The sequence below is a fragment of the Paenibacillus sp. FSL H7-0350 genome (genome assembly GCF_038593195.1).
GTDB lineage: Bacteria > Bacillota > Bacilli > Paenibacillales > Paenibacillaceae > Paenibacillus_AQ.
Window position 1 is genome coordinate 1,200,326 of the sequence record NZ_CP151972.1, and the last position, 24,945, is coordinate 1,225,270.

General features: G+C 54.4%; 18 protein-coding genes. All 18 read right to left on the reverse strand.

The features are described 5' to 3' along the window. Positions 1-240: 240 nt before the first annotated feature. A complete protein-coding gene (ltrA, locus tag NYE24_RS05585) occupies positions 241-1,632 on the reverse strand; it encodes a group II intron reverse transcriptase/maturase (protein ID WP_342477527.1) in 1,392 nt (463 codons plus the stop codon). A 455-nt stretch (positions 1,633-2,087) separates the two neighbouring features. After that, positions 2,088-3,416: a type I glutamate--ammonia ligase gene (gene glnA / locus NYE24_RS05590; protein WP_036695473.1), complete on the reverse strand. Its 1,329-nt coding sequence runs from the start codon at positions 3,414-3,416 to the stop codon at positions 2,088-2,090. Positions 3,417-3,445: 29 nt separating this feature from the next. Beyond that, positions 3,446-3,856, reverse strand: coding sequence for a MerR family transcriptional regulator (locus tag NYE24_RS05595; RefSeq protein WP_019910684.1), 411 nt, complete (start codon positions 3,854-3,856; stop codon positions 3,446-3,448). 260 nt (positions 3,857-4,116) lie between these two features. After that, entirely contained in the window at positions 4,117-4,650 is a 534-nt protein-coding gene (locus NYE24_RS05600; protein WP_305954386.1) for an ATP-binding protein, read from the reverse strand. Positions 4,651-4,710: 60 nt separating this feature from the next. Beyond that, positions 4,711-5,964 (reverse strand): methionine gamma-lyase family protein, encoded by a 1,254-nt coding sequence (locus tag NYE24_RS05605; protein WP_341025563.1) that lies wholly within the window; start codon positions 5,962-5,964, stop codon positions 4,711-4,713. A 202-nt stretch (positions 5,965-6,166) separates the two neighbouring features. Next, a complete protein-coding gene (gene hflX / locus NYE24_RS05610; protein WP_036695475.1) occupies positions 6,167-7,456 on the reverse strand; it encodes a GTPase HflX in 1,290 nt (429 codons plus the stop codon). Positions 7,457-7,488: 32 nt separating this feature from the next. Beyond that, positions 7,489-8,463, reverse strand: coding sequence for an AAA family ATPase (locus tag NYE24_RS05615; RefSeq protein ID WP_036695476.1), 975 nt, complete (start codon positions 8,461-8,463; stop codon positions 7,489-7,491). A gap of 90 nt (positions 8,464-8,553) precedes the next feature. Next, positions 8,554-9,210 carry a YdcF family protein gene (locus NYE24_RS05620; RefSeq protein WP_051493564.1) on the reverse strand — a complete coding sequence of 219 codons (657 nt, stop codon included), beginning with the start codon at positions 9,208-9,210 and terminating at the stop codon, positions 8,554-8,556. A 3-nt stretch (positions 9,211-9,213) separates the two neighbouring features. Then, positions 9,214-9,768, reverse strand: coding sequence for a DUF402 domain-containing protein (locus NYE24_RS05625; RefSeq protein ID WP_342478268.1), 555 nt, complete (start codon positions 9,766-9,768; stop codon positions 9,214-9,216). A gap of 158 nt (positions 9,769-9,926) precedes the next feature. Then, positions 9,927-12,578 (reverse strand): PBP1A family penicillin-binding protein, encoded by a 2,652-nt coding sequence (locus NYE24_RS05630; protein ID WP_342478269.1) that lies wholly within the window; start codon positions 12,576-12,578, stop codon positions 9,927-9,929. Positions 12,579-12,717: 139 nt separating this feature from the next. Then, positions 12,718-12,957 (reverse strand): RNA chaperone Hfq, encoded by a 240-nt coding sequence (gene hfq / locus NYE24_RS05635; RefSeq protein ID WP_036695479.1) that lies wholly within the window; start codon positions 12,955-12,957, stop codon positions 12,718-12,720. A 19-nt stretch (positions 12,958-12,976) separates the two neighbouring features. After that, positions 12,977-13,957: a tRNA (adenosine(37)-N6)-dimethylallyltransferase MiaA gene (miaA, locus tag NYE24_RS05640; protein WP_342478270.1), complete on the reverse strand. Its 981-nt coding sequence runs from the start codon at positions 13,955-13,957 to the stop codon at positions 12,977-12,979. Then, positions 13,947-14,726 carry a class I SAM-dependent methyltransferase gene (locus tag NYE24_RS05645; RefSeq protein ID WP_341025566.1) on the reverse strand — a complete coding sequence of 260 codons (780 nt, stop codon included), beginning with the start codon at positions 14,724-14,726 and terminating at the stop codon, positions 13,947-13,949. The genes miaA and NYE24_RS05645 overlap by 11 nt, the downstream gene beginning before the upstream one ends. Positions 14,727-14,768: 42 nt before the next feature. Continuing rightward, entirely contained in the window at positions 14,769-16,853 is a 2,085-nt protein-coding gene (mutL, locus tag NYE24_RS05650; RefSeq protein WP_076158229.1) for a DNA mismatch repair endonuclease MutL, read from the reverse strand. A 476-nt stretch (positions 16,854-17,329) separates the two neighbouring features. Further along, the gene (mutS, locus tag NYE24_RS05655) at positions 17,330-20,188 is read right to left on the reverse strand and encodes a DNA mismatch repair protein MutS (protein WP_076158232.1); all 2,859 of its coding nucleotides are present in this window, start codon (positions 20,186-20,188) and stop codon (positions 17,330-17,332) included. Positions 20,189-21,092: 904 nt separating this feature from the next. Further along, a complete protein-coding gene (locus NYE24_RS05660) occupies positions 21,093-22,616 on the reverse strand; it encodes a hypothetical protein (RefSeq protein ID WP_342478271.1) in 1,524 nt (507 codons plus the stop codon). Between the two features lie 411 nt (positions 22,617-23,027). After that, on the reverse strand, positions 23,028-23,585 hold the full coding sequence (locus tag NYE24_RS05665) for an outer spore coat protein CotE (protein ID WP_036699039.1): 558 nt from the start codon (positions 23,583-23,585) through the stop codon (positions 23,028-23,030). A 260-nt stretch (positions 23,586-23,845) separates the two neighbouring features. Continuing rightward, positions 23,846-24,865: an HD-GYP domain-containing protein gene (locus NYE24_RS05670; RefSeq protein ID WP_036699042.1), complete on the reverse strand. Its 1,020-nt coding sequence runs from the start codon at positions 24,863-24,865 to the stop codon at positions 23,846-23,848. Between the last annotated feature and the right edge of the window lie 80 nt (positions 24,866-24,945).

Below are 24,945 nucleotides of genomic sequence, written 5' to 3' on the forward strand. Positions count from 1 at the left end.
TGAAAAAGTCATTATTGGTGTGCTCCTTGGTATGACTGCTGTGCTAGCTTTAGGAAGCCTACTTTTTTGGTATGTCTTTACCACAATCTAACTAACCCTTCGCGGCCGACACGCAAGAGCACTTATCCACGTTCAGATATAAACCATACTCTCTAAAAAAAATCGAGTAGGAGGGGGCGGCAAACCCCCGTCCTCTCACACCACCGTACATGCGGGTCCGCATACGGCGGTTCCAAAAGGTTAACAAAGCTCTAAGTAACGTGAAAGCAAACTTTTCAGCCCTTTCCCTTCCCAGTAGGAAGTCGGAAGGGCATTATTTGTATTCCGGGACATTTCCCATGCGCCTCGCCGTGAGTTTGCCATTGTGAAACAGGCCCACTCGGGCGTTCCTAGTGCCCGGAGTTCGCGGATTCGTGTGCGTACTCGTTTCCACTGTTTCCACAGGCACATTCGCAACCTTCTTCGAATCCACTGGTCCAGCGTTTGGAGGTGTTTCTTGGCCGATGCCAAATGGAAATAGCCTAGCCAGCCCATCAGATATTGATTTAATCGGCTTATTCGTTCTTCCATTGAGATGGACCAGGTTCGGTTCGTTAGCTCTCGAATTCTCTCTTTGCATGCTTTAAGACTCTTCGGCGCTATTCGTATGGTTGCCTGTTTCTGGCTCAGGAAACTGAATCCTAGGAACTTCCGGTGCCAGGGTCTGGCTACCGCACTTTTCTCCCGGTTCACTTTCAGTTTTAGCTTTCCTTCTACAAATCGGCTGACCGATTCCATGACCCGTTCGCCCGCTCGTTTACTCGCCACAAAGATATTACAGTCGTCCGCGTAGCGTACAAACCGCAGTCCGCGTCCGGTCAATTCCTTATCCAGATCATCCAATAGAATGTTTGCCAGAAGCGGACTGAGCGGACCGCCTTGTGGCGTTCCTTCCCGGCTATGCTCCAGCTTTCCATTGACTATCACTCCGGCGCTAAGATACGCGCGAATCAGTGTTAGTACTCTCTTGTCTGCTACTTTCCGCGCAACCCTTGCCATGAGCCTATCGTGATTTACCCGGTCAAAGAATTTCTCGAGATCGAGGTCTACGACCCATCTCAAACCACTTTGGATATATCTTTGTGCTTGTTTCACGGCGTCATGGGCGCTCTTTCCCGGCCGAAATCCGTAGCTGTACCACGAGAATCCTGCGTCAAAGACCGGATTCATGACTTGTAGAAGAGCCTGCTGGAGAAAGCGGTCCATTACCGTCGGGATGCCTAGCAGCCGTACGCCGCCTCCGGGTTTGGGGATTTCCACCCGTTTGACGGGTGCAGGTTTATAGGTACCCGCAAGAAGTTCGGCTTTCACCGGTTCCCAATGTGTTTTCAAATAAGCCTGTAGATTCGCTACCGTTACATTGTCCACACCGGGTGCTCCTCCGTTCTGGACCACTCGTTTGTATGCGAGCCGAAGGTTATCTCCTTCGAGCATTCGCTCCAGCAGGTGGCTCTCTGCTTTGCGAGAGGAAAGGCCGACTTGTGCCGATGAAGAACTCGGCGCTCCGGCATACCCTGACGGCTTCACCGCTTCTCTTTGCCGCAAGCTCTCTTGCGAGATATTCTGCTGTCGTTGCTCTTCATGCGAACGCATCGGTTTCCTCTCTCCTTTCGGTTCAGCCCTTCCGTAAACGGTTGCAACAGTTTACGTACTATGGCTTCTGCTGACTCCTGCCAGTTCAGCGTAGCCTCTCAGCTACGGTTACAAGTTTTTTTCCTTGCATATCCGACAGGCCTCCCCAGATAAGAACGTCATCTTTCCGCCCGCGCCTGCCCAAGTCTACGGCTACAGCACTTGGCAGCTTTGGATTTTGTCATGTGTGGGTGACTCATCCGGCTGCAGCCGCCTCTAATTGGATTCGTGTACCTCAGGCCGTGCTTTTGCCTCCGGCTTCCTTCAGATTCCACCTCACGGTAGACACCCTTGCCCTTGGCTAACGGTAGGCGCTTGCCAGCCCCCGCTCGGGACTTTCACCCTAAAGATGACGCCCATGCTGGGCGTACCACAAAAAAGCCCCCGGCGCGTATAGCGCCAGGGGCTGCTGTATCCTAGTAAAGCGTCATGTACTGATCTCTTTCCCACTCGTGGACCTGGGTACGGTAGATATCCCATTCGATTTCCTTCAGCTCGTAGAAGTGGGCCAGGGCATGTTCGCCGAGGGCTTCTGTGATCACGTGGCTGCGGATCATTTCGTTCAGAGCTTCCTTCAGATCGGATGGCAGGCTTGGAATGCCTTCTTCAATCCGCTCTTCTTCGGACATGACATAGATGTTACGGTCAATTGGAGCCGGAAGATCCAGCTTACGCTTGATTCCATCAAGACCTGCCTTCAACATTACAGCCAGTGCAAGGTACGGGTTAGCCGCCGGGTCCGGATTACGAACCTCAACGCGTGTGCTAAGCCCTCTCGAAGCCGGAATACGGATCATCGGGCTGCGATTGCTTGCAGACCATGCAACGTAGCAAGGTGCTTCATAACCAGGAACCAGACGTTTGTAGGAGTTGACCGTCGGGTTAGTGATTGCAGCAAATGCACGTGCGTGCTTCAGAATCCCTGCCATGTAATAACGGGCTGTCTTGCTTAGACCCAGCTTATCGCTCTCATCGTAGAACATATTCTCGCTGCCATTGAACAGGGATTGGTGGGCGTGCATCCCCGATCCGTTCATACCGAACAAAGGCTTAGGCATAAAGGTTGCATGCAGGCCGTGATGACGGGCTATCGTCTTCACGACAAGCTTGAAGGTCTGAATCTGATCCGCTGCCTTGATGGCATCGGCGTATTTGAAGTCAATCTCATGCTGGCCGGAAGCCACTTCATGGTGGGAAGCCTCAACCTCAAAACCCATTTCCTCCAGTGTCAATACGATCTCACGACGGCAGTTCTCCCCAAGATCCATCGGCGCCAAATCGAAATATCCACCCTGGTCATTCAGCTCAGTGGTCGGATTGCCCTTCTCATCAGTTCTAAACAGGAAGAATTCCGGCTCAGGTCCAACGTTCATAGCAGTGAAGCCCATTTCTTCCGCTTCCTGCAGACAACGTTTGAGGATACCGCGCGGATCTCCGGCAAACGGTGTTCCGTCCGGCATGTACACATCACAAATCAAACGTGCCACACGGCTGTCTGTCACCCAAGGGAAGATTACCCAAGTGCTCAGGTCCGGATACAGATACATGTCGGATTCTTCAATCCGCACATAACCTTCGATGGAAGAACCATCGAACATCATTTTATTGTCGAGTGCTTTTTCAAGCTGGCTTACTGGAATCTCTACATTTTTGATCGTTCCCAGCAAATCGGTGAATTGCAGGCGAATAAACCGGACGTTCTCGTCCTTGGAAATGCGCAGAATATCCTCTTTAGTAAAGCTCACGTTACCCTCTCCCTTTCAACTGCTCTATATTATTTATTAAAAAACCGGGATAGCTCACCTTGGATTAGAGACACTTGTCCCGGTCTTTTACCGGAAACCAGCTCCTGCTTCAGCAGACGGTGAAGCTGCGAATCAGACAACTCTCTACGTCTCACCTCTGTATCAGGGGTAATAACCGTAGCTTCTTCAGATTCCTTCGAGACAGGGTTCATCACCTGCTTGATGCCGGCAATATTAACACCCTTCTCAATCAACGCCTTAATCTCAAGCAGACGTTCCACATCATTAAAGGAGAACAAACGCTGGTTGCCGGAGGTACGCGCAGGTACGATCAGGCTGTGCTGCTCATAATAACGAATTTGTCTGGCGGATAGATCAGTTAACTTCATTACGATTCCAATAGGAAATAATGCCATATTTCTGCGGATTTCATCACCCATGACTCATCCAACCTTCCAATGATCTTTTTCTCATCTCATTGTACATTTCCTTATATGGCGTGTCAATGGTATGTGAGTTTTTCTCACAAGATTTCTTTCACCTATTGTGAGATTAAGAGATCAAACTGTCAGATGCATGGGATTTGGTTTCCCGAAGTATACCACATAGAGCAATCCACACGCAAAATCACAGGCTGCTGCGAAAGCTGCGGCAAGCCAGTATTCGACTTTACAACTCCGGTGTCCCGCTTCATGTCATGTTATGCTTCAATGATCCATTCCCCTTCGCCCGTTGGCGTCTCAAATCCGTTCAGGAAACGGGTCAGAATCTCCCCGGTAATGGTGAATGCCGCATTGGCGTCAAACCGCGCGCTGCGGATGCGGAGCCTCCGGCGCAGCTCTACCGGCTCTACCTTCAGGTGAACCAAGACCCACTGTCCTCCGTGCTGCTCGATCAGCTCTTTGTATTCGTCACGTCTTCGCTTCTGCCAGAAGCTGAAATCAACCACGACATGGCGCTTTCCGGCAAGCAGCTCTATTAGCTCCTTACGCAGCTTGCGCTCCGACTGTTCCTTGAAGGATTCATAAGCCTCTTCCGGGTAATCAAGGCCATAACGGCCATGGGTACTCCAGATATCCTCATCGATGGACAGCCGGGCGAATCCCTCCTGCTCCAGCTTGAGCGCAAAGGTCGTCTTGCCCGATCCCGCTACTCCACACATCATTACAGCGACGGCAGCTTCATTCTCCTGCTTTCTCTGCAGCAAGCTTTCAATAGCTGTTGCTTCCTCCAAAGTCCGCCCTCCTCTCCAAGCCTGATATATGAACATAACGGTTTCTATGTCGCACAGATACTACAGCAGCTTGCGCTCCCTCATACTCTGCAAAGCCATTAAGACCCCGTATTTGACATGAGAATAGGTTAATCCGCCTTGCATATACCCGATATACGGTGCTCGGATGGGCGCATCTGCAGACAGCTCCAGGCTTCCGCCCTGGATGAAGGTCCCGGCAGCCATGATGACCGGATGCTCATACCCCGGCATGTCCCAAGGCTCAGGCACGACATGGCTGTCTACCGCTGCTGCGCGCTGGATGCCTTGTACGAAGGCTATCAGATGCTCGGGTCCGTCAAAAGCCACCGCCTGGATCAGATCCGTACGCGGCTCATGCCAGACAGGCTTGGTGGTGAAGCCGCAGCGCTGGAACACCGCCGCAGCGAAAATACTGCCTTTCACCGCTTGTCCCACCGTATGCGGGGCCATGAACAGACCTTGATACAGGCCGCGCGTCGTGCCCAGCATCGCCCCTACCTCGCCGCCGATTCCAGGGGCAGTCAGGCGGTAGGCCGCCAGCTCCACCAGATCTGCGCGGCCGCAGATATAACCGCCGGTCTCGGCGATCCCGCCGCCGGGATTCTTGATCAGCGAACCGGCGACCAGATCAGCGCCAACCTGCGGCGGCTCCAGTGTCTCGGTGAACTCTCCGTAGCAGTTATCCACGAATACAATGACATCCGGCTTAATGGCTTTTACCCGTGCTGCCATCTCGCCAATCTCAGCGACCGTGAAGGATGAACGCCAGTCATAGCCGCGCGAACGCTGGATTCCGATCACCTTAGTGTTTCCATTTATCGCCAAGGCGACCTCATCCCAGTCAACCTTACCCTCTTCTGTCAGTGCAGTCTCACGGTAGCCGATGCCGAAATCTGCCAGAGAGCCTGTTCCGTCTCCAGGCTTGCCAACTACCTTATGTAGCGTATCATAGGGGCGTCCTGTAATGTACAGAAGCTCATCTCCGGGCCGTAGCACACCGAACAGAGCAGTAGATATAGTATGAGTTCCTGAAGCGAAATGCGGCCGGACCAGCGCAGCTTCCGCACCGAATACTTCGGCATAGACCAGATCCAGCACCTCACGTCCCCGGTCATTGTAAGCATACCCGGTAGAGCCTGCGAAGTGAAAATCACTCACATGCTGGCGCTGAAAGGCTTCGATCACCTTCCACTGATTATGATCCACAATCCGGTCCAGCGCCTTGACCGCTCCTTCGATTTCCAGCTCTGCAGCTTCCGCTGCCTGTAATAAATCCTCTGCAAATCCTGCCATGTCTCCTTCATCTCTCCTAACATTTCTGTATAATGATGTCCGCTTATGCAAGTCCAGTGCTGCCTGATAGGCACAAATTCCGGGAAAACCCGCACAGCAAAGCCTGCCTGGATCAATCTCCAAAGCAGACTGTTGCAATGCGGGGATATAGATGCTTCATCTCTAACCAGCCAAGTCAGCTTCAAACGGGTCAGATAAGCAATTATTGCGGCTCCACGAATTCAGCCAGCTTGTAGCTCCATTTATCGTAGTCCTCTTTGTTCAGCCGCACGTTATAGAGTACATCGCTTCCGTCATAATCCGGTTCAAGCACCTCGCCCACCCGGTAGAGCAGAGAAGACAGATCCCCCCGGTCTCCGGGGATGCGGAAGATTAGAGTATCCCCGGCAAGCTGGTCGCTGATGATCTCCGTGATCCGTGAGAGGTCGTCCTCATTAAAAGCACTGATCTTCAGGAAGCCCTCACCGGTCGGAAGCATCTCCAGCTGTTCCGGCTGACACAGATCAATTTTGTTGAACAATACAACCTGCGGCTTGCCTGCTGCGCCCAGATCCTGCAGAATCGTCTGAACGACCTCCATCTGCTCCTCACGCATCGGAGAAGAGGAATCCACCACATGCAGCACCAGATTGGCTTCATTCACTTCTTCCAGCGTAGCACGGAAGGAGGCTACAAGATCATGCGGCAGATTCTGAATGAAGCCGACGGTGTCCGTAAGCACGACCTCCTTGCCGCCCGGAAGCTGAAGCACACGTGAGGTAGGGTCAAGGGTAGCGAACAATTGGTTCTCGATGTACACATCGGCATCTGTCAGCTGCTTCAGCAGCGTGGATTTGCCAGCGTTGGTATATCCTACCAGCGCCACTTGAACCGCACCGCTCTTGCGGCGGTGTTCACGGTGCAGCTCGCGGGTCTTGACCACCTCATCCAGCTGGCGCTTCAGCTCGGTAATGCGGTCCCGGATATGCCGGCGATCCGTCTCCAGCTTGCTCTCTCCGGGGCCTCTCGTACCGATTCCGCCTCCCTGACGCGACAGATTCTTACCTTGCCCGGACAGACGCGGCAGCAGATAAGACAGCTGGGCCAGCTCTACCTGGATAATCCCTTCACGGGTCTTCGCGCGTCCGGCAAAGATATCGAGAATCAGCTGCGTACGGTCAATGATTTTGAGATCCAGCGCCTCTTCCAGATTACGCACCTGCGCCCCGGACAGCTCCTGATCGAAGATGGCGGTATTCGCGCCAAGCCCGTCAGCGGCCATCCGAAGCTCTTCCACCTTGCCTTTACCGATAAACCATCTAGAATCCGGGGTCTCCTTATTCTGCCGCAGTACATCCAGCACCTCCACCCCGGCGGTCTCGGCTAATTGTACCAGTTCCTGAAGCGAAAGCTCCGGGTCTATGCCCGTGCGTTTGATTTTGTCCGTAACCAGACTGACAAGGATCGCGCGGTCCTGTACTTCGGTCTCTGTATCATGTGTTGTGATTGCCATTCATTCCATGCTCCTTATCTATTCTTCCTATACTATCCTTTGAAATCCTCAATCCGCAGCGTCATCAGCTCTTGCTTGCCCGGACTTGTGCTCTCATATTGGTTCAGTAAACGTACAGCCTGTGCACGTACGGCCTTCTCAATACTGTTGCGCACATACCTTGCATTGCTGAAAGCGTGCAGACTCTCTGTCTTCTCTGTAAGCAAATGCTGCTTGAGTCTGAGTATGGCCTGCGGCATCAGAATATAATCACGGTCCTTGGCCATCAGCTCGGCAATCTGCAACAGCTGGTCGATGGTGTAGTCGGGAAATTCAACCTGGATCGGAAACCGCGAGGGCAGACCCGGATTGCTCATCAGAAAATAATCAATCTCGCCGGAGTACCCGGCCAGAATCAGGACAAACTGGCTGCGGTGGTCCTCCATCGATTTGACTAATGTGTCGATGGCCTCCTTGCCGAAGTCCTTGTCTCCGCCGCGTGCCAGACTGTAAGCTTCATCGATGAAGAGAATGCCTCCAAGCGCTTTTTTAACCAGATCACGCGTCTTCTGGGCAGTATGTCCGATATATTCGCCTACCAGATCTGCGCGCTCTACTTCAATAAGATGCCCTTTGCTGAGCACACCCATCCGCTGGAACAGCTTCGCCACAATCCGTGCAACCGTGGTTTTGCCTGTTCCCGGATTGCCCTTAAATACCATATGGTAGGCCTGACCTCCGGTGGCAAGTCCGGCTTCACTGCGCATCTGGGCCACCTGCAGCAGGGCATAGATCTCGAAGACCAGCTCTTTGATGTTATCCAGACCTACAAGTGCATCCAGCTCCCGGCTCAGCTCCTGGAACAGTCCGCTATGGCTGCCGGGCTTGGGAGCTGCCGTGCCGCTTGCGTTATCAGCCGGCAAGCCGGACACCGGAGCCGGAGCCTGATTATTCAGCACAATGTTAATCTGCCTGGACGGTCTGCGTTCTTCCCGTCCGCTGCTTGCCGCCGCTACATGTCCGTTCACCTAGTTCACCTCATTATACAGGTCTGACTTGCTCTAACCAGTCTATTCCAGTATAAAAGGGGTTATTAGCAGTTTTGGAAATTAGCAGTTTTACAGCGACAGCTCCTGCAATTTCCATTTGGTGTAGGCCAGAATCTCGCGGGGCTTATACTTAAGCATCGACATCACTTTAGACTCCGTGACACCAAGCTCCGGGTTCTTATACCCCAGCTTACGCGCAATCTCCAAGGCGCGGCGGCCATGGAATTCATGAGTAATCACGACGGCTGAAGACAATCCCTCCTGCTGCATGATTGTCTTACTGAACAGCAGGTTCTCGTAAGTGCTGGTAGACTGGTCCTCCAGATAGATCACCTTATCCGGTACTCCATGGGCAACCAGATACCTCTTCATACCTTCGGCTTCCGTGTATTTGTAGTCCGGCTGATCCAGCCCTCCAGAGACAACAAAATGGCTGAATGCACCAGATTTATACAGCTCAAGCGCATAATCCAGCCGTTCCTTCAGCCCCGGACTCGGTTCATCCCCCCACATCGACATGCCCAGAATGACTCCGGCATCCGCCTTCACCATGGGCGAGGTAGTTGCTGCACTGTTAATTCTGTTAAAGACTACTCCGCACCAGATGAATCCGGCCACAATCAGAACCAGCAGCGATAGCGTAACCACCCTCTTCGTACGGTGATGGCGCTTGCGTGATACTTTGCGGATCGGGGATGAGCCCCGCTGATAGACATACCAATCCATGATCTACTTCCTCCTAAATTCTCCGTGATGAAACAATTCGGCGCGATGCTTCAGTGAAAGGGAGAAATACGGAAAGGCATGAGCGTCTACCGCACGCAGTATGGCATTGGCTGTTGACCAGGCTAACTGATAATCACTCTCCGTGATATCTTCCCGCTCCAGCGCTTCCTCCAGTTCATCCTCATCCAGCAAAAACACTTCGCCATTCCACAGCACTACAACGTCCAGATACAGATCGTCGAACCAGGGAACCCCCTGATCCGTCACACCCTGGACCTTGCAGGTGTCAATATACCACTGCACAATATTTTGCCGTTCATCAAACATGGCCGTCACAATATAGTGGCTGTCCTTGGGAAAATACTGCAGCCATGAATATCCCTTGTCCGCAATGCGGTATGTATGCCTGCCGTAACTCTTCCACAGCGGCTCCTTCAGCCCGTATATAGTGTAGAGTGTGATATAACCGCTGAACTCCCGGGTCTCCACATAGCGGCAGGCAAAATGGCGGCGGGTAATCCTGCGCCAGTTGGCCCGGTCTCCGAATTTACGTTTCATATGAATAACCCTCTTCTGATAATGGTGCATTCAGCTTAACACATTTTGCAAAGACACTCAAAACAAGAAAACCCCGACATCCGGCAATTCTGCATAGTGCAGAGCTCCCGGAGCTGTCAGGGTAATCGTTAATGCTATAAATTTGACTTCATGTCAGTCTAATGCACATTGCCGGGGCCTTCAACAAAACCGCTGCCCGGATCACTTGCCGGATCGGTTCCGGCATTCGGGTCAGGGATGATTCCGGGATCGACAGTACCGCTCGTCGCCTCCGGTGCCGGTGTCGGTAACGGCTCTGGCGTGGCAGGCGGCGGTGTCATCTCAGGAGGGGATGTGGCTGCTCCGCTGCCGCCCTCCCCTCCTTGACCATTGCCGTTATTACCTGGACCATGGTTGCCCGGTCCATTATTACCAGAACCGTTATTTCCTGGTCCATTATCCGGCGGATTGCCGCCGTTATCGCCATTTCCTGAATCGCCGCCGTTATCGGGGTTATCCGTAGGCATATTCGGGTCAGGCGTTATCTCTGGCTCAGGGGTCTGAAGCTCATCCTGAACGGACACAGTTACAGTCTCGGACGGTTCGCTCTCCTGATCAAGCTCCTGATAATATGCAGTCACATAATATTCATAGGACAGTCCCGGCATCGCACTGATGTCTCCGATATTCGAGGCCATGGTGTTCATAATCGATGTGAAGTCCGTCTCAGAGGTCTCACGGCGGTAAATACGGTATTCTACCCCGCTGGCCGCAGCAGGATTCCAGCTCATGTTCACCGTCATCGTGGATGGATCATAAGCAGCCTGGAAGCCCGCTACCGCCGATACCGCTTCAGGTGTCGGTGTAGCCTCTACCTCTGGAGCAGCACCCTTCGGTACCGGGAACTGCTTGGCAGGTACACCTTCTAGCGCCTTCTCCATCACCTTGCCCCAGAAGGCAGCGGCCAGCGGACTGCTGTTCTTAAGCAGATGGGTTTTGCTCGGCTTGTCATAGCCCATCCATACTGCAGCCGTCCATTCCGGCGTATAGCCGACGAACCAGACATCACGGTTCGAGCTGATGCCCTTATACCCGCTCTGCGTTGTACCGGTCTTACCGGCTACCGGACGGTTAATTTTCGCTTTTTTACCCGTACCGTCCTGTACAACACGCTGCATCATCTCTGTCATCTGATAAGCCGTCTGTTCACTCATTACACGGTCTGGCTTGGTGTTCGCCTTGTAGACCGTCTTATCATCACTGTCGGCTATCGACTTGATAGCATATGCCTCCCGCAACTCTCCGCCATTGGCGAAGGCGCTGTAAGCCTGGGCCATCTCCATCGTGTTCGTCCCCTCACTCATCCCGCCGAGGGCGAGCGACAGGTTCTTGTCTTCATCCTTCAGGTTGATCCCCAGCTTCTTGGCGAACTGGAAGCCGGTATTCACACCGATCTCATTCAGCAGCCAGACCGCCGGAATATTCTCCGACTTCGTCAGCGCATCACTCATACTGATCGATTTCGAGTACCCGTGCAGATTGTTCGGACAATATTTGCCGAAGCACTGCTTCTCATTACTCAGCATGGAATCATTCGTGAATTTGCCGGATTCCAGTGCCGGTGCATAGGATACCAGGGGCTTGAAGGCAGAACCCGGTGAGCGGCGGCTGCCGTCGATCCGGCTGTAGCCTTTTTTCTCATAATTACGTCCGCCCATCAAGGCTACAACGCTGCCATTCTCCTGATTCACAATAGTCATTGAGCCCTGGACCAGCTCATCGTCCACACTCTTCTCGAAGTTATCACTGTCGGCAAAAGCATCCTCAATCGTCTCCTGGGCATGCTTATCCATGGTTGTATAAATCTTATAGCCGCCGATGTTGAGATCATCCTCGGTCAGCCCGAATTTGTCCTCAGCCTCACCAATCGCATAATCGATGAATGCCTGGTAACGCTGCTTCTTCTCAGGCGGCTTGTAGTTGTAATCCACTACCTTCGCCTCGTCCATCTGCTCCTTGGTGATCAGCTTCTGCTCATACATGAGTTGAAGCACTACGCCGCGGCGTTCCTTCGACAGCTCGGGGTTACGCAGCGGATTATAACGGGATGGCCCTTTGGGCATTGCAGCCAAGGTCGCTATTTGCCACAGCTCAAGTTTATTCAGATTGCTTTCCCCGAAATAACGGATGGAAGCAGCCTTAATCCCGTAAACCGTTCCGCCGAAAGGAATCCGGTTCAGGTACATCTTAATGATTTCTTCTTTGGTTTCTGTTTTCTCCAGTGCCACGGCAATCGAAACCTCGGTCGCCTTACGGAAGAAGGTCTTATCCCGGGTCAGGAAGATATTCTTCGCCAGCTGCTGGGTGATCGTACTGCCGCCTTCAACCATGCTGCGCGCCGCAATATCCTTGACAGCCGCGCGTCCGATGGACCAGAGATCCACCCCGTTGTGCTCGAAGAACCTTTTGTCCTCGGTGGCTACGAATGCGTCAATCAGCAGCTTGGGAATATCCTGGTATTCCACCGGGTCGCTCTTCTCCAGCGACAGCTCGCCGATCAGATTCCGGTTCCGGTCAAAAATCTGCGTCGGCGGATTCACCGTCAGCTTATCCCGGTTCTCATCCAGCAGCTTCTGCCCGTTCAGCATGATGAACAAATACCCGCCCAGCGCACAAAAAATAGCCAGCGCAACTGAAAAAAACAAACTCCACAGCACACGTTTTTTGGTTAAGAACCTTTTCTTTTTTTTCTTCGGCTTCCCTTGGGAGCTAGACGGCTGACTTCCTCTGTTTCTATTGCCGCCGCTCCGGGTTAGTTGGTCTCTGGACATGCTGCCTCCTGACTCCCTTAACGGAAAAAACATAAATGATGTTCACGAATGAAAAGAACAACCTTCTCAGGTTGCTCTCTCGCACTCTCTATTCAAACGATTTATAAACAAAAAGGTTTCGCTTCAAAACAGTAAAATCTTAATTCTCGTTATTGTTGTCCTGCATCAGTGATACGCTTCGCTGCGGAGTAAACGTGGAGATCGCATGCTTGTACACCATCTGCTGGCGCCCGTCACTGTCGATGACAATGGTGAAGTTGTCGAACGCTTTGATAATTCCCCGGATTTGAAAGCCGTTGGTCAAATATACTGTAGCAGGGATATTCTCTTTGCGCAGCTGGTTCAAGAACGTATCTTGAATGTTAATGGACTTGTTCATATGACGTACCCCCAATGGTTCAATTAGATTGTTCAGAAGTATATTCAAGACCTGTAAGAAACTTTCCTGCTATTATACCATTTAATTTCGCAAAATTCTCAGAAAAGTTTTGGCTCTCCAGGACGTCAATCCACTGAATCTCCTTCATGTGGCGAAACCATGACAACTGCCGCTTGGCAAACCGGCGGGTATCACGCTTCAGCAGCACCACGGCTTCCTCAAGCGTCATCTCCCCTTCCAGGTAGGCGGCAATTTCCTTGTAGCCCAGACCCTGCATAGACACAAGACTCCTGCCGTAGCCTTGATCCAGCAGCCGCTGCACCTCAGGCACGAGGCCATCCGCCAGCATCTGATCGATTCGCTCTTCAATACGTTTATATAGTATTTTCCGGTCCATTGTCAAACCGATCAGGCATAAATCATAGGGAGACTCCTTGTTCTGGCCGGCCAGGGAGTCGGATAACGGGACGTTCGTCTGGTGAAAAATCTCCAGCGCGCGGATGATCCGCCTGCGGTCATTGGGGTGCAGCCGCTCCGCGCTGGCCGGGTCCACCGCTGCCAGCCGGGCATGCAGGGCATCAGCCCCATGCTCTTCGGCGTAAGCCTCCTGCTGCTCGCGGAATGCCTCGTCAGCCACTGCTTCAGAGAAGCGGAAGCCGTAGCATAACGATTCAATATACAGTCCTGTTCCGCCCACAATAAAAGGCAGCTTGCCTCTCGCGCTGATCTCCTCGATCAGCCGGGCCCCCTGTTCCTGGAATTCAGCCGTGGAATACGCGTCCTGCGGATCATGAATATCAATCAGATGATGGGGGATCCCCTTCATCTCCTCAGGCGTAATCTTGGCCGTACCGATATCCATCCCTCGGTAGACCTGCATTGAGTCCCCGGAGATGATCTCGGCTCCGTGCGCTTCGGCCAGCTCCAGGCTCAGTCTGGTTTTTCCGACCGCAGTTGGTCCCAGCAGTACAAGCACTTTGCGTTTCGTCTCAGTTGTCAATGGTAATCACCCCGTACGATGTTTTGGCATTGGCCCGCAGCAGCTCCTTGAAGCCGAGGCGGGTGAATTCTCCGCTCAGCGCCTTCTCCTTGAGCAGCACGGTCTTGCGTGCCACCCTGGTGGCCTCAGCCACGCTGTCAGCCGATAGCGCAGCAGGATTGGCGAATTGCCGCAGCGGCGAGATCGCCGCCGAATCCGTCAGCGGCACCCGGAACATCGGGTCGAAGTAGACAATGTCGATGCTCTTGTCCGGCTGGGCCCGCAGGTATTCCAGATGGTCCCCGTGCTGCACATCAATACGGCGCAGCGCCTCATTCACCTTCACCTGGCCGGATACATACCCGCTCATCCCTTCCAGCAGTAAGGCGTACAGCGGCAGCGAACTCTCCAGCGCCGTCACCTTGGAGGTCTCTCCTCCAGTGACTGCGAACAGCAGCGAATCCGCTCCGAGTCCGGCCGTGCAGTCCAGCACACTGTCGCCGGGGAGCATGCCTGCGGCATCGATCATGGGGTCCGGCTCACCTCTTAAGAATCTTTTGGCGCGGACAAAACCCATGCTGGGATGGAATTCCATCGGCGGCATTGCCGGTGTAATCAGCCGGACTGCCTCCTGGAGGACTACCAGAATCTGTTCGTCCCCATAATGCTCCACCATCTTGCCCATCGAGAATTTCGCTCTCGGAGCATAGGCGCAGCCTGTGCGTTCCGCAAGCTCCCGGGCCCGGGCCACCACTTGCGGTATCGGGTCAAAGCCCGTGGTTATAATCATGTTGCCTCCGATCCTGCACTCTATAAATGTACAATATAGCCACTACATAACGCGCTTAAACAGCTTCTCCAAATCATAAGCCGAGAACGACACAACGATCGGACGTCCATGCGGACAGGTATAAGGCTGACGGCAGGCCGCGAGCCTGGTGAGGAGCGATTCCACTTCCAGCTCTGTAAGCTTCTGATTGGCCTTGATCGAAGCCTTACAGGAGCAGAGAATGGAGGATTTCTCGCGCAGCTTGGCGAGGTCAATCGACCGTTCGCTTAAGACCCACTCTGCCATCTCTTCAATGACCGCCTTCTCGTCCCCTTCCGGGAACCAGTACGGCAGGGAACGAACCAGGAAGGTCTGCCCGCCAAAATGCTCAAGCACAACCCCCGCCTGCTCGAACCAGTGCAGCCGTTCGCTAAGCTGCCTGCTCTCCGAAGGCGTGAACTCCAGCGTAATCGGCAGCAAAAGCTCCTGGGAGGCATCTTCCGGCTTGCCAAATTTCTCATAATAAAATTCATAATTCACCCGCTCATGCGCAGCGTGCTGGTCAATCAGGTACAGCCCGCTGTCATTCTGGGCGATGATATAGGTTCCGTGATGCTGGCCGATATAATTCAGCTCGGGAAACTGAGGAAGACCCGAGCCGGTCTGCTCCGCAGGTGCGTACAGCTCCCCGGCCGCCTGCTGCTGCCCCCGGCCAGCGATGGCTGCCTGAGGACGGTAGCTGTCGCGGGGGCCGGTGGACGGCTGGCGGTATGAACCCTGGGTGGCGTTACCGCCGCTGTATGCAGCGGCCGTCTCTCTGGCCTGCTGCGTATTGCTGCTATATGGCTGGGTATTCCCGAATGCTTGGGAAGCAGCGTGAGGGCCTCCAGCGGCAGGGTTAGTTAATGGACCAGCGCTGCCAGAGAAAAGAGCGCCGTTCGCTCCGCTGGAAGGCAGCTGGCTGCCCCCTCCAGCGCCAGCACCGCCAGGTAATCCCTGTCCGTAGCTGCGCGGATCTACAGACTTATCTGTGCCTCCTGCTTCCGTACCTTGCTGAACACTGCCCGGAGCTGCACCTTTGGAGAAGGCAAATTGCTCCTGAATGAATGAGCTGCTGTTCTTGCCGCCGATAATCTCCTTAGTGGGGCGCGGAATCAGGCTCTGGCCCATCAGCAGCGAGCGGAGCTGCTGCTCTATGAACCCGTACAGCTCGGGTTCTTTGCTGAAGCGCACTTCAAGCTTAGCTGGATGCACGTTGACATCCACGAGCGACGGGTGCATCTCCAGCTTCAGGACCAGCAGCGGATAACGGTTGATCGGCAGCAGCGTATGGTAAGCGCGCATAATGGCTGCATTCAGTCCGTTGCTGCGGATGTAACGGCCCCCGACCAGCGTCGTAACCGCATTGCGATTCGAGCGTGTCCACTCGGGGCGGCTGATATAGCCGGAGATCCGGAAGTCCGGATCTTCCGCAGACACAGGGAGCATTGCCTTGGCCGCTGAGGTACCATATACAGCAGCTATCACCTGCAGCAGGTCTCCGTTGCCCAGCGTATGCAGCAATTGATTGCTGTTATGCTGGAGGGTGAAGGAGATATCCGGGTGGGCCAGTGCCATCCGGTACATGGCATCCGAGATATGGCCCAGCTCAGTCTGGATGCTCTTCATATACTTCAGGCGTGCAGGCGTATTATAGAACAGCTCGCGCACGGTAAGGTCACTTCCCTTGCCGGAAGCTGCATCTTCATTACGGATCAGCCTGCCGCCCTCGATATCCAGCACCCGTCCCTTGCCGTCGTCTCCGCTTGCGGTCAGCAGGGTCAGCTTCGAGACCGCCGCGATACTCGCCAGCGCTTCTCCACGGAAGCCGAGGCTGGTGATCAGGAAGAGATCACGGCCGCTGGCAATTTTGCTGGTCGCATGGCGGTAGAAGGCAGTCTCGCAGTCCTCCGGCTCGATTCCCGAGCCGTTATCCTTCACCCGGATGCTCTGCAGTCCCCCCTCTTCCACAGAGACTTCAATACGGGTGCTGCCCGCATCGATCGCGTTCTCCACCAGCTCCTTCACTACGGAAGCAGGACGCTCGACTACCTCCCCGGCCGCAATCTGGTTGGCAATATGCTCATCCAGCACATGAATTTTAGCCATATTCGTTCACCCCGCATTTACTAATTTTTATAGATAGTATTGAATATTAACGGACTGTAAAAGCCTTATTCTGACAAGTAGAAACGGCTTTGCAGTCCTTTCGGGGACAGCATCCGTTTCAGCGAGATAATCATCCTAACGGATGATTAAGATTACCTTCGTGCGAGCAACAATGCGTGCTGTTTTCCACATACATTCAGGCCGTGTGCCAGCTTGCGAACACAATGTATGCCGTTTTTCACATACATTCAGGCTGTGTGCCTGCTTGTGAACAAAATGTATGCTGTTTTTCACATATATTCGGGCCGTGTGCCTGCTTGCGAACACAATGTATACTGTTTTTCACATACATTTGGGCCGTGTGCCTGCTTGTGAACACAATGTATACTGTTTTTCGCATACATTCGGGCCGTGTGCCTGCTTGCGAGTACAATGTATGCTGTTTTTCACATATATTTGGCCCATATACCGCTGAACTATAGCTCTCTTGCCTTCAGCTTCAGCTCATTCAAGAGGCCCATCGCCTGCAGCGGGGTCATATTCATCAGATCGGCGCCTTGCACGGCGTTGATTAACTCTTTGAGCAGCGGATTGTCTTTGACGGCCGGTGCCGCTGCACCGCCCTTACGGTTCTTACGCGGCTCTTCCTCGCCAAAAATAGACAGCTGCACTACTTCATTGTCCTCTTCCTCTACAGGAGAAGCAAGGGATACGGCAGCTTCCCGCTGTACGGCAGCCATAGAAGCTGCTGCTTCGGAAGACGGGTCCGAATGAGTTGAAGCTTGCGTGGTGCGTTCAGCCGAATAGGATTGGCTGCCTGTGGCAGCTCCTTCTCCGGCATCCGGCGTCTGCGCAGCGCTAGCCTGATGCTCCTGTATGACTGTTCCGCCCCCGCTCCGGTCACTGTAACCCGTGCCGTAATTCAGCGCTGCGCTGCCCGGCGGAGAAGCCTGCTCAATGCTCTGGAGCAGTCCGTAGGCCCGGTCGATAATCCCTTCCGGCAATCCAGCCAGCCTTGCACAATAAATCCCGTAGCTGCTGTCCGCAGCTCCCGGCACAAGCTTACGGAGGAAGTTCACCTTGTCGCCGCTCTCCTGGACTGCCATCGAATAATTCCGCAGCCCCTCAAGGCTCTGCTCCAGATGGGCCAGCTCATGGAAATGCGTCGATACCAGTGCCTTGCAGGCAATGGTATCATGCACGTATTCGATCACCGCCTGGGCAATCGCCATCCCTTCGCTGGTCGAGGTCCCCCGGCCCAGCTCATCGATGATGATCAGGCTGCGGGCAGTTGCTTTCTCGGTCATGACCTGAATGTCAGCCATCTCGACCATGAACGTGCTCTGGCCGCCGATCAGGTCATCCGCTGCACCGATCCGCGTGAAGATGCGGTCGATCAGTGCCACCTCGGCGCTGGCCGCAGGCACGAAGCAGCCGATCTGGGCCATGATGCAGATGAGCGCCACCTGGCGCATATACGTGCTTTTGCCGGCCATGTTCGGTCCTGTGATCAGCAGGATATTGCCTTCGTCCTTACTGAGTGTGCTGCCGTTGGCAATGAACGCCGAATCCTTCAGTACTGCCTCTACTACCGGATGGCGTCCGCCTTCAACCCGCAGATCGTAGCTGTCGGATAGCTTAGGCTTCACGAACCGGTGCTCGGCGCTGACCGCTGCTAAGCACTGATACACATCAATCTCCGCCACCTTCTCGGCCAGCGCCTGCAGGCGCGGAACCTGGCTGCTAATCCGCTCGCGCAGCTCGGTGAACAGACTGTATTCCAGATCTGTCATCTTATCCTGGGCTTCCAGGATCAGTGCTTCCTTCTCCTTCAGCTCAGGAGTTACATAACGCTCGGCGTTGGCCAGCGTCTGCTTGCGCTCGTAACGGCCTTCCGGCAGCGAGGACAGATTGGAGCGGGTAATTTCTATATAATATCCGAAGACTTTGTTGTAGCCGATCTTAAGGGATTTGATTCCGGTCACCTGGCGTTCCTTCGCTTCAAGCTCGGCAATCCAGCGTTTGCCGCTGCTGCTGGCTTCCCGCAGCTCGTCCAGCCGCTCATGGTAACCCACACGGATAATTCCGCCGTCACGCACGGACACCGGTGCATCCTCCACAATCGCCCGTTCAATATCTTCACGAAGCTCCGCGCATTCATCCATGGTTGCGCCGATCTCCCTTAAGGTAGAGGAACCAGAGGTCAGGCACATCTCCTTCAGCGCAGGAATCTGGGCCAGGGACAGCCTCAGTGCGTTCATATCCCGCCCGTTGGCGCTGCCGAAGGCAATCCGTCCGACAAGCCGTTCCAGATCATAGATCTCCTTCAGCGCCCCGCGCAGGTCCTCGCGGACAATAAACTGGTTATACAGATAGTCAACGGCTTCCAGACGGCGCTCAATCGGCGCGCGCTGCAGCAGCGGCTTATCAATCCGGCGGCGCAGCAGGCGGCCGCCCATGGAGGTCTCGGTACGGTCTAGGAGCCAGAGCAGCGAGCCTTTTTTGGAGCGTTCCCGCACGGTCTCGGTCAGCTCCAGATTACGCCGGGTGAACGGATCGAGAATCATATAATTCCCTGGTTCGTAAGGCGAGATCTGGGTAAGTTGCCCTAGTGAACGGCGCTGTGTCTCGCTGAAATAGGAGATCAGCAGCGCCAGGGCACGGCCGCGCTCCTTCTCCAGCCGGACCCAGGCCGCTTCACCGAACTGGCGGCGGGCCAGCGCTTCCTCTTGCTTGTCCCACGGGGTATAGACCACAGGCTTGGCCAGCAGGGAAGCTTCACTGCGCAGCTCCTCCAGCAGGGCCGAATCCCCAATAATCTCTGCGGGCTCGTAGATGCCAATCTCGTCGCGCAGCCACTCGGTGCTTGCGAGTACCGAGGTGACATACAGCTCACCTGTCGTCAAATCGCAGGCGGCCAGCGCCATCATCCCGTCTTCCTCTGTTACGCAGACGAGGTAGTTGTTGCTTTTGTCCGAAATGATCTTGCCGTCCATCACTGTACCCGGTGTAACGACCCGGACGATATCGCGGCGGACCATCCCTTTGGTCACCGCAGGATCATCCAGCTGCTCGCAGATCGCGACCTTGTAGCCCTTCTCGATCAGTCGCTGTATGTACCCCTCGGCGGCATGATACGGCACCCCGCACATCGGAATTTTCTCACCGATCCCGCCGTCACGGCCTGTTAATGTAATCTCAAGCTCTTTGGATGCAAGCAGTGCATCTTCGAAGAACATTTCATAGAAATCGCCCAGACGAAAGAAAAGGAAAGCGTCTTTAGCCCCCTCCTTGACTTTGAGATACTGCTGAATCATCGGCGTATAGTTTGCCATCGTCTACCTCCATACCTACTTCATACTGTTCTCTATTATAGCAGAAACTCCGCTCCCCGGGTTACCCCCGGCACGCCTGCGGCGGTTGCTAAAAGTTGGGGCGGATGTTCATGGCGGTAGAGGGAGGGGTGTCACTTAGAGGAATAGGGGGGAGTGAGGGGTGAGAGTGTGGGAGATATATGGTTTGGGGGTGGGAGGAATGTGAAGATGTTGGAGCAGGTGTAAGTCGATGCTGGGGCGTGTGAGGATGTGGGGGGCGGGTGTGAGTAACTTGTGAGGCAGGATGCGAGTGCGAGGAGCGGGTGAGGCAGGATGCTGGGCTGGGCGAGGATGTAGGGGCAGCCGTGAGTAACTTGGGGGAAGGAGATGAGATTTCCGGCAGGCTTTTTATTCTATTGTAGTTTGTACATTAGATGGCCCTGTAATTGGCTGATAAATGGGATCTGCTGCACTTCGTACATTAGAAATCCTTACAAGGAGAGTTTTCGGACCAAATTCCAGAATTCTAATGTACAAACTACATCAGAATGTATCTCAGCGCTGGCAAACGACGATTCTGCTGCAGTAAATACAACCACTTTGATATTCACTTCGTTAATTACTTCAACAGACCCATGTAGTTGCGATAGCGGGATTAGAATAGTCACTTGTATTGGTAGCAGATATCAGATTTTACGTGGAAGTAGTGAAAATCAGTTTAACCATCCGTCTCCTGTATAAGCGAGCCATGAGTGAATGATCAAAAGTAACCTCAGAGTGCCACCGTTTTCTGTGTCAAACTAGAACGAAATTTCATGAAGAATTGTTTGTTTTAAAAAATAGCCGCCAAAGCAGCAGCTTCCCACACCTAGTGGTGCAGAAAAGCTGTAACCGGCGGCTATCGGGACTTGACGGGCGGCGGACTCTATTGATAAGCATCCGCCCGCCCGGACGGCAGCGCCCCGGAATCCGGCGGGGCGCTCTGTACCCAGGAGCCGCGGATATCCCGCGACTCATCCCAGCTCTGCTGCTCCGCTATGGCGCGCAGCAACGGATCAATCCACCGGGCGGCGGCTGCGTAGCCGCCCAGTGTGCGCAGCTGCGCCTCCAGAGGAGGCCAGGCTGTGCGCAGAGGAGCTTTGCCGCCGCTGTAGAAGGCGGCATGCAGGTCTTCCCGGTCGAGCGGGCGCAGTGGCAGGTCTTCATAATGGCTCACGATCAGGTGAGCCAGGCAGACCGCGCCTTTGGCGATGACCGGGGAGACCAGGAAGCTCGGCAGGGTCCGGTACTCGAAGCCGCCATGCGGCTGAGGGCGGAAATCGCCGAGCACGCCATAGCGGGGACGCCGGGCCGCAGCCCGGATGTCCTCCAGCAGGAACAGGGGCAGCGCTAGATAGTTATCTAGCGCACGCAGGAGCGGCGCACACAGCGTGACGCCGCTGAAGTGCAGGTGGCCGCCGAGGGCCCAGCCCCGCAGCGGCATCCCTCCCGCCCGCCAGCGCAGCGAGCGGTCGGCAATGAGCCGGTCCGCCTCGCGTGCGGCGGACATCAGCTGCGCCAGCAGCGCGCGCGGTTCCCCGCGCGGCGCAGGGCGCAGCTCCGCCACCGGGAACACGCCGCGCGTTCCCGGGGGTCCGGCGTCGCAGCCCGCGACGCCGTCCATGGGCAGGTACCGCGACGCCGGCACGACGCGGCCCGTGGATTCCCGGAGCAGCAGGAACTCCGGGTCCATGCCCATGAGCAGCCCAGGCCGGCCCGGCTGCTCACTGTCAAGCATCCGCGCAAGCGCTGCGGAAGCTGACCCGTACGGCTCAGGCAGCGCTCCAGCGGGATCGGGCATCACCGGAGTGATCCCTGTCACCATGTACCGCCGCTCGCCCATGGCCCGCAGCTCCACCTCGCCGCTATCCAGGCCCAGACTATACAGCGCCCGCACCGCTGAAGTCTGCAGAACCCCTGCAGCCCCCCGCAGCCCCCTTACCCCACCACCTAAACTGCCAAGCTCATCCACGAAACTCCCATACTCACTTTGCCTTCCAGATACGCCCCCACCACTCCCATTCCCGCCTTGACTTCCAACTCCTCCCACACCATTCCTATACTCATCTTGCCCCCCAGCTCCTCCCACACCATTCCTATACTCCCCTTGCCATCCAGCTACTCCCCCATCATCCCTACCCAACCTTCCAACCCCCCGCCCCCCGCCCATAGCCGCTCCAGCTCCGAGCGGCTGGCAGTCCAACACGGTCAGATTGAAAATAAGCACGCGGTAGTGCTGTCTGTAGCTTGCGGGGTCTTGTCCATGTGAATGAGCATGGGTGTCTCTTGTATCTTCACGCCGTGCCCCTCTAGCGATAGAATTGGAGTCGGCCTCAATCCCGCAGCGCCGGAGCCTGCGTTCGATCTGCTCCGGCGCAAGCTGCCGGAATATGTTCAGCCCTTCATTCATGTCTAATGCCTCCGCCCATACGAAATTCCTCAGAGCCGTATCCCCTCGCGCACCGTCCTAATACCGGACAATACCCTTTGAGCGATAAGCCGCTGAGGAAGCCTGACCCCCAAATGTTCAAGTGGAAATAGCACAAAAATTGCACCCGAAGCTTGATCGCCGCTGCGGTGTATACTTGGACATTCAAACGCTGCCCCGTTTAACTTTCCTGATGAATGCCGCGCCTCCAGCGCAAGCATTCCCCTACGCATCTCTGTGCCTTGAAGGATACTTAACAGTATGAAGCCTACATCCTTACCATTTAAAAAAATATTTTAAAAAAAAGAGGGCATTCGCCCTCTACGCCGCTGCCCTCTCATCATATAATGGATCATAACCCACACAGTACTTCAGGCAGCGGCATATTCCTTCCTACAACTCATCATCCAGAGCGTCAGGGTCCAGATCATCGTAATCATAATTCTCGCCTTCAAAATCATAATCCTTGTCTTCCAGATCGTCACTCTGATCACTGACAAACACGCGGAGCTTGGTCTCAGCCACCAGTTCCGCATCGAACTCGCGTTCCACCCGGAGTGTCACACTGCCTCCGCCCGGCGATACCCCGGCTTCCACACAATTGGGTTCCTGCGTTGCCTCCGCAGAGACCTGTGCCGTGGAAGCACGGTGTCTCGGGTCGAGGTACGACAATGGAATAAGCTCCACATAGGAGACCGTTTCCTTGGCAACCTCGGTCTGCTTGTTTTTGTCGTACGAATACCAGATGTTCACATCATAGGTACCGATTACTTCGATTCCGTTCCCGGCGGCAACCGCTTCGTACTGGTGGTTAATGATCCAAGCCCCCAGAATACTAGTCGGATGATGTGGCGGAGTCACGGTATGGGTTGCGGTAGAGAACTTACGACCTTTGCCGCAAATTGCCTTCGTAATGATCTCCCTTGTTTGACGTTTATGGCTTAATGACATCTTTGAACCTCCTCCATACAATCATTCACTATCAAGTGTATGCACGTTCTGGGCATTTGTTGATTGTTAGAGTAGAAATAAATTTGGGTAAGCCCTCAGATGCCGTAACTGAAGCCCTTTGCTTCATTTTATTGCCGGATTTAGTCCATTATGAATCTCCTGACCCGAAAAAAAACAAAAGTAGCGGCTCCCCCTAACCGGGAAAACCGCTACTTTTTGTTGTGCCAACATCTTAAGCCGGGAAGGGGCCAGGCTCCCTGCTAGGAAAGTACACGTACGATGCCAAGCTGCCGGTGGCGGCTGAGATCAATGAAATCCTCACCGATGTTCACCAGCGGACGCAGCGGGTCATGGGCCAGAATCATAATGATTTTGCCGATCTGCCCGTCCGTCAGGAGCACCTCATTGCCGATCATCGATTGCATCAGCTTATTAATGAACACACTGCAGATATACGGGTCCAGCTTGCCGTAGACGTTCTCATCCATCTGCTTAAGCACCTCATACAGCGGCGCAGCTGTACGGTAGAACCGGTCTGAAGTCATTGCGTGGAAAATATCCGCCACCGCCACGATTTTGCTGAAATCCGTAATCCGGTGGCCCAGCACGCCGAAGGGGTAGCCGCTGCCGTCCATCCGTTCGTGATGCTGCAGCGCCACAAGCGCCTGCATATGATTGGTGCCCACCGTATCGCGGATCATCTCATAGCCATAGGTCGTGTGCTTCTTCATCAGGGCATATTCATCCTCACTCAGCGGACCCGGTTTGGTGAGGATCTCGGCCGGAATCATAATTTTGCCGATATCATGCAGCGTCGCAGCAATCGTCAGCATACTCAGCTCGTCCGGCTTCAGCTTCAGCCATTTGCCGAGCAGCGTAGAGATGATGCCCACCGCCACATTATGCCTGTATGTATAGTCATCCTTAGTCTGCAGCGCAGACAATATTCCAAAGAAATCATTCTTCTCGCTCACCTGCTGAATGAACGGGATCACTTCATTCCTGAGCTCAATCATCGGCAGACGCTTCGTCTTCGTATAGCGCAGCTGCTCAAAAATACTCTCCATCGCCGCCGTACAGTCATCCACAGCCAACTGATAGAATGCAGCGCTATCGACCTGGACCACATCCTGCGGCTCCAGAACGATCTTGTGCTGTGTAATCAGGCGGATATGCTCTCCGGTAAGCAGGGTCAATGCCGGCAAGACAAATACACCGCTATGATTGAAAAGGTTCGCTACCAGCTGTTTGCCGATATATTGATCATTGCTGTTATTCATATTCCTCACCTGCCAGACCAAGATTCTTGAGTTTTGGACATCACTTAAGAGACAAGCTCACTTGCGGTGCTTATGTTTCT

Coding starts and splice junctions, on each gene's coding strand:
- NYE24_RS05595 (WP_019910684.1), bottom strand. CDS start 3,856: ATGGGTGATGAAATCCGCAGAAATATGGCATTATTTCCTATTGGAATC.
- ltrA (WP_342477527.1), bottom strand. CDS start 1,632: ATGCGTTCGCATGAAGAGCAACGACAGCAGAATATCTCGCAAGAGAGC.
- hfq (WP_036695479.1), bottom strand. CDS start 12,957: ATGAACAAGTCCATTAACATTCAAGATACGTTCTTGAACCAGCTGCGC.
- NYE24_RS05625 (WP_342478268.1), bottom strand. CDS start 9,768: ATGAAACGTAAATTCGGAGACCGGGCCAACTGGCGCAGGATTACCCGC.
- NYE24_RS05660 (WP_342478271.1), bottom strand. CDS start 22,616: ATGAATGAAGGGCTGAACATATTCCGGCAGCTTGCGCCGGAGCAGATC.
- hflX (WP_036695475.1), bottom strand. CDS start 7,456: ATGGCAATCACAACACATGATACAGAGACCGAAGTACAGGACCGCGCG.
- NYE24_RS05670 (WP_036699042.1), bottom strand. CDS start 24,865: ATGAATAACAGCAATGATCAATATATCGGCAAACAGCTGGTAGCGAAC.
- NYE24_RS05665 (WP_036699039.1), bottom strand. CDS start 23,585: ATGTCATTAAGCCATAAACGTCAAACAAGGGAGATCATTACGAAGGCA.
- NYE24_RS05605 (WP_341025563.1), bottom strand. CDS start 5,964: ATGGCAGGATTTGCAGAGGATTTATTACAGGCAGCGGAAGCTGCAGAG.
- NYE24_RS05630 (WP_342478269.1), bottom strand. CDS start 12,578: ATGTCCAGAGACCAACTAACCCGGAGCGGCGGCAATAGAAACAGAGGA.
- mutS (WP_076158232.1), bottom strand. CDS start 20,188: ATGGCAAACTATACGCCGATGATTCAGCAGTATCTCAAAGTCAAGGAG.
- NYE24_RS05645 (WP_341025566.1), bottom strand. CDS start 14,726: ATGATTATAACCACGGGCTTTGACCCGATACCGCAAGTGGTGGCCCGG.
- mutL (WP_076158229.1), bottom strand. CDS start 16,853: ATGGCTAAAATTCATGTGCTGGATGAGCATATTGCCAACCAGATTGCG.
- NYE24_RS05620 (WP_051493564.1), bottom strand. CDS start 9,210: ATGGATTGGTATGTCTATCAGCGGGGCTCATCCCCGATCCGCAAAGTA.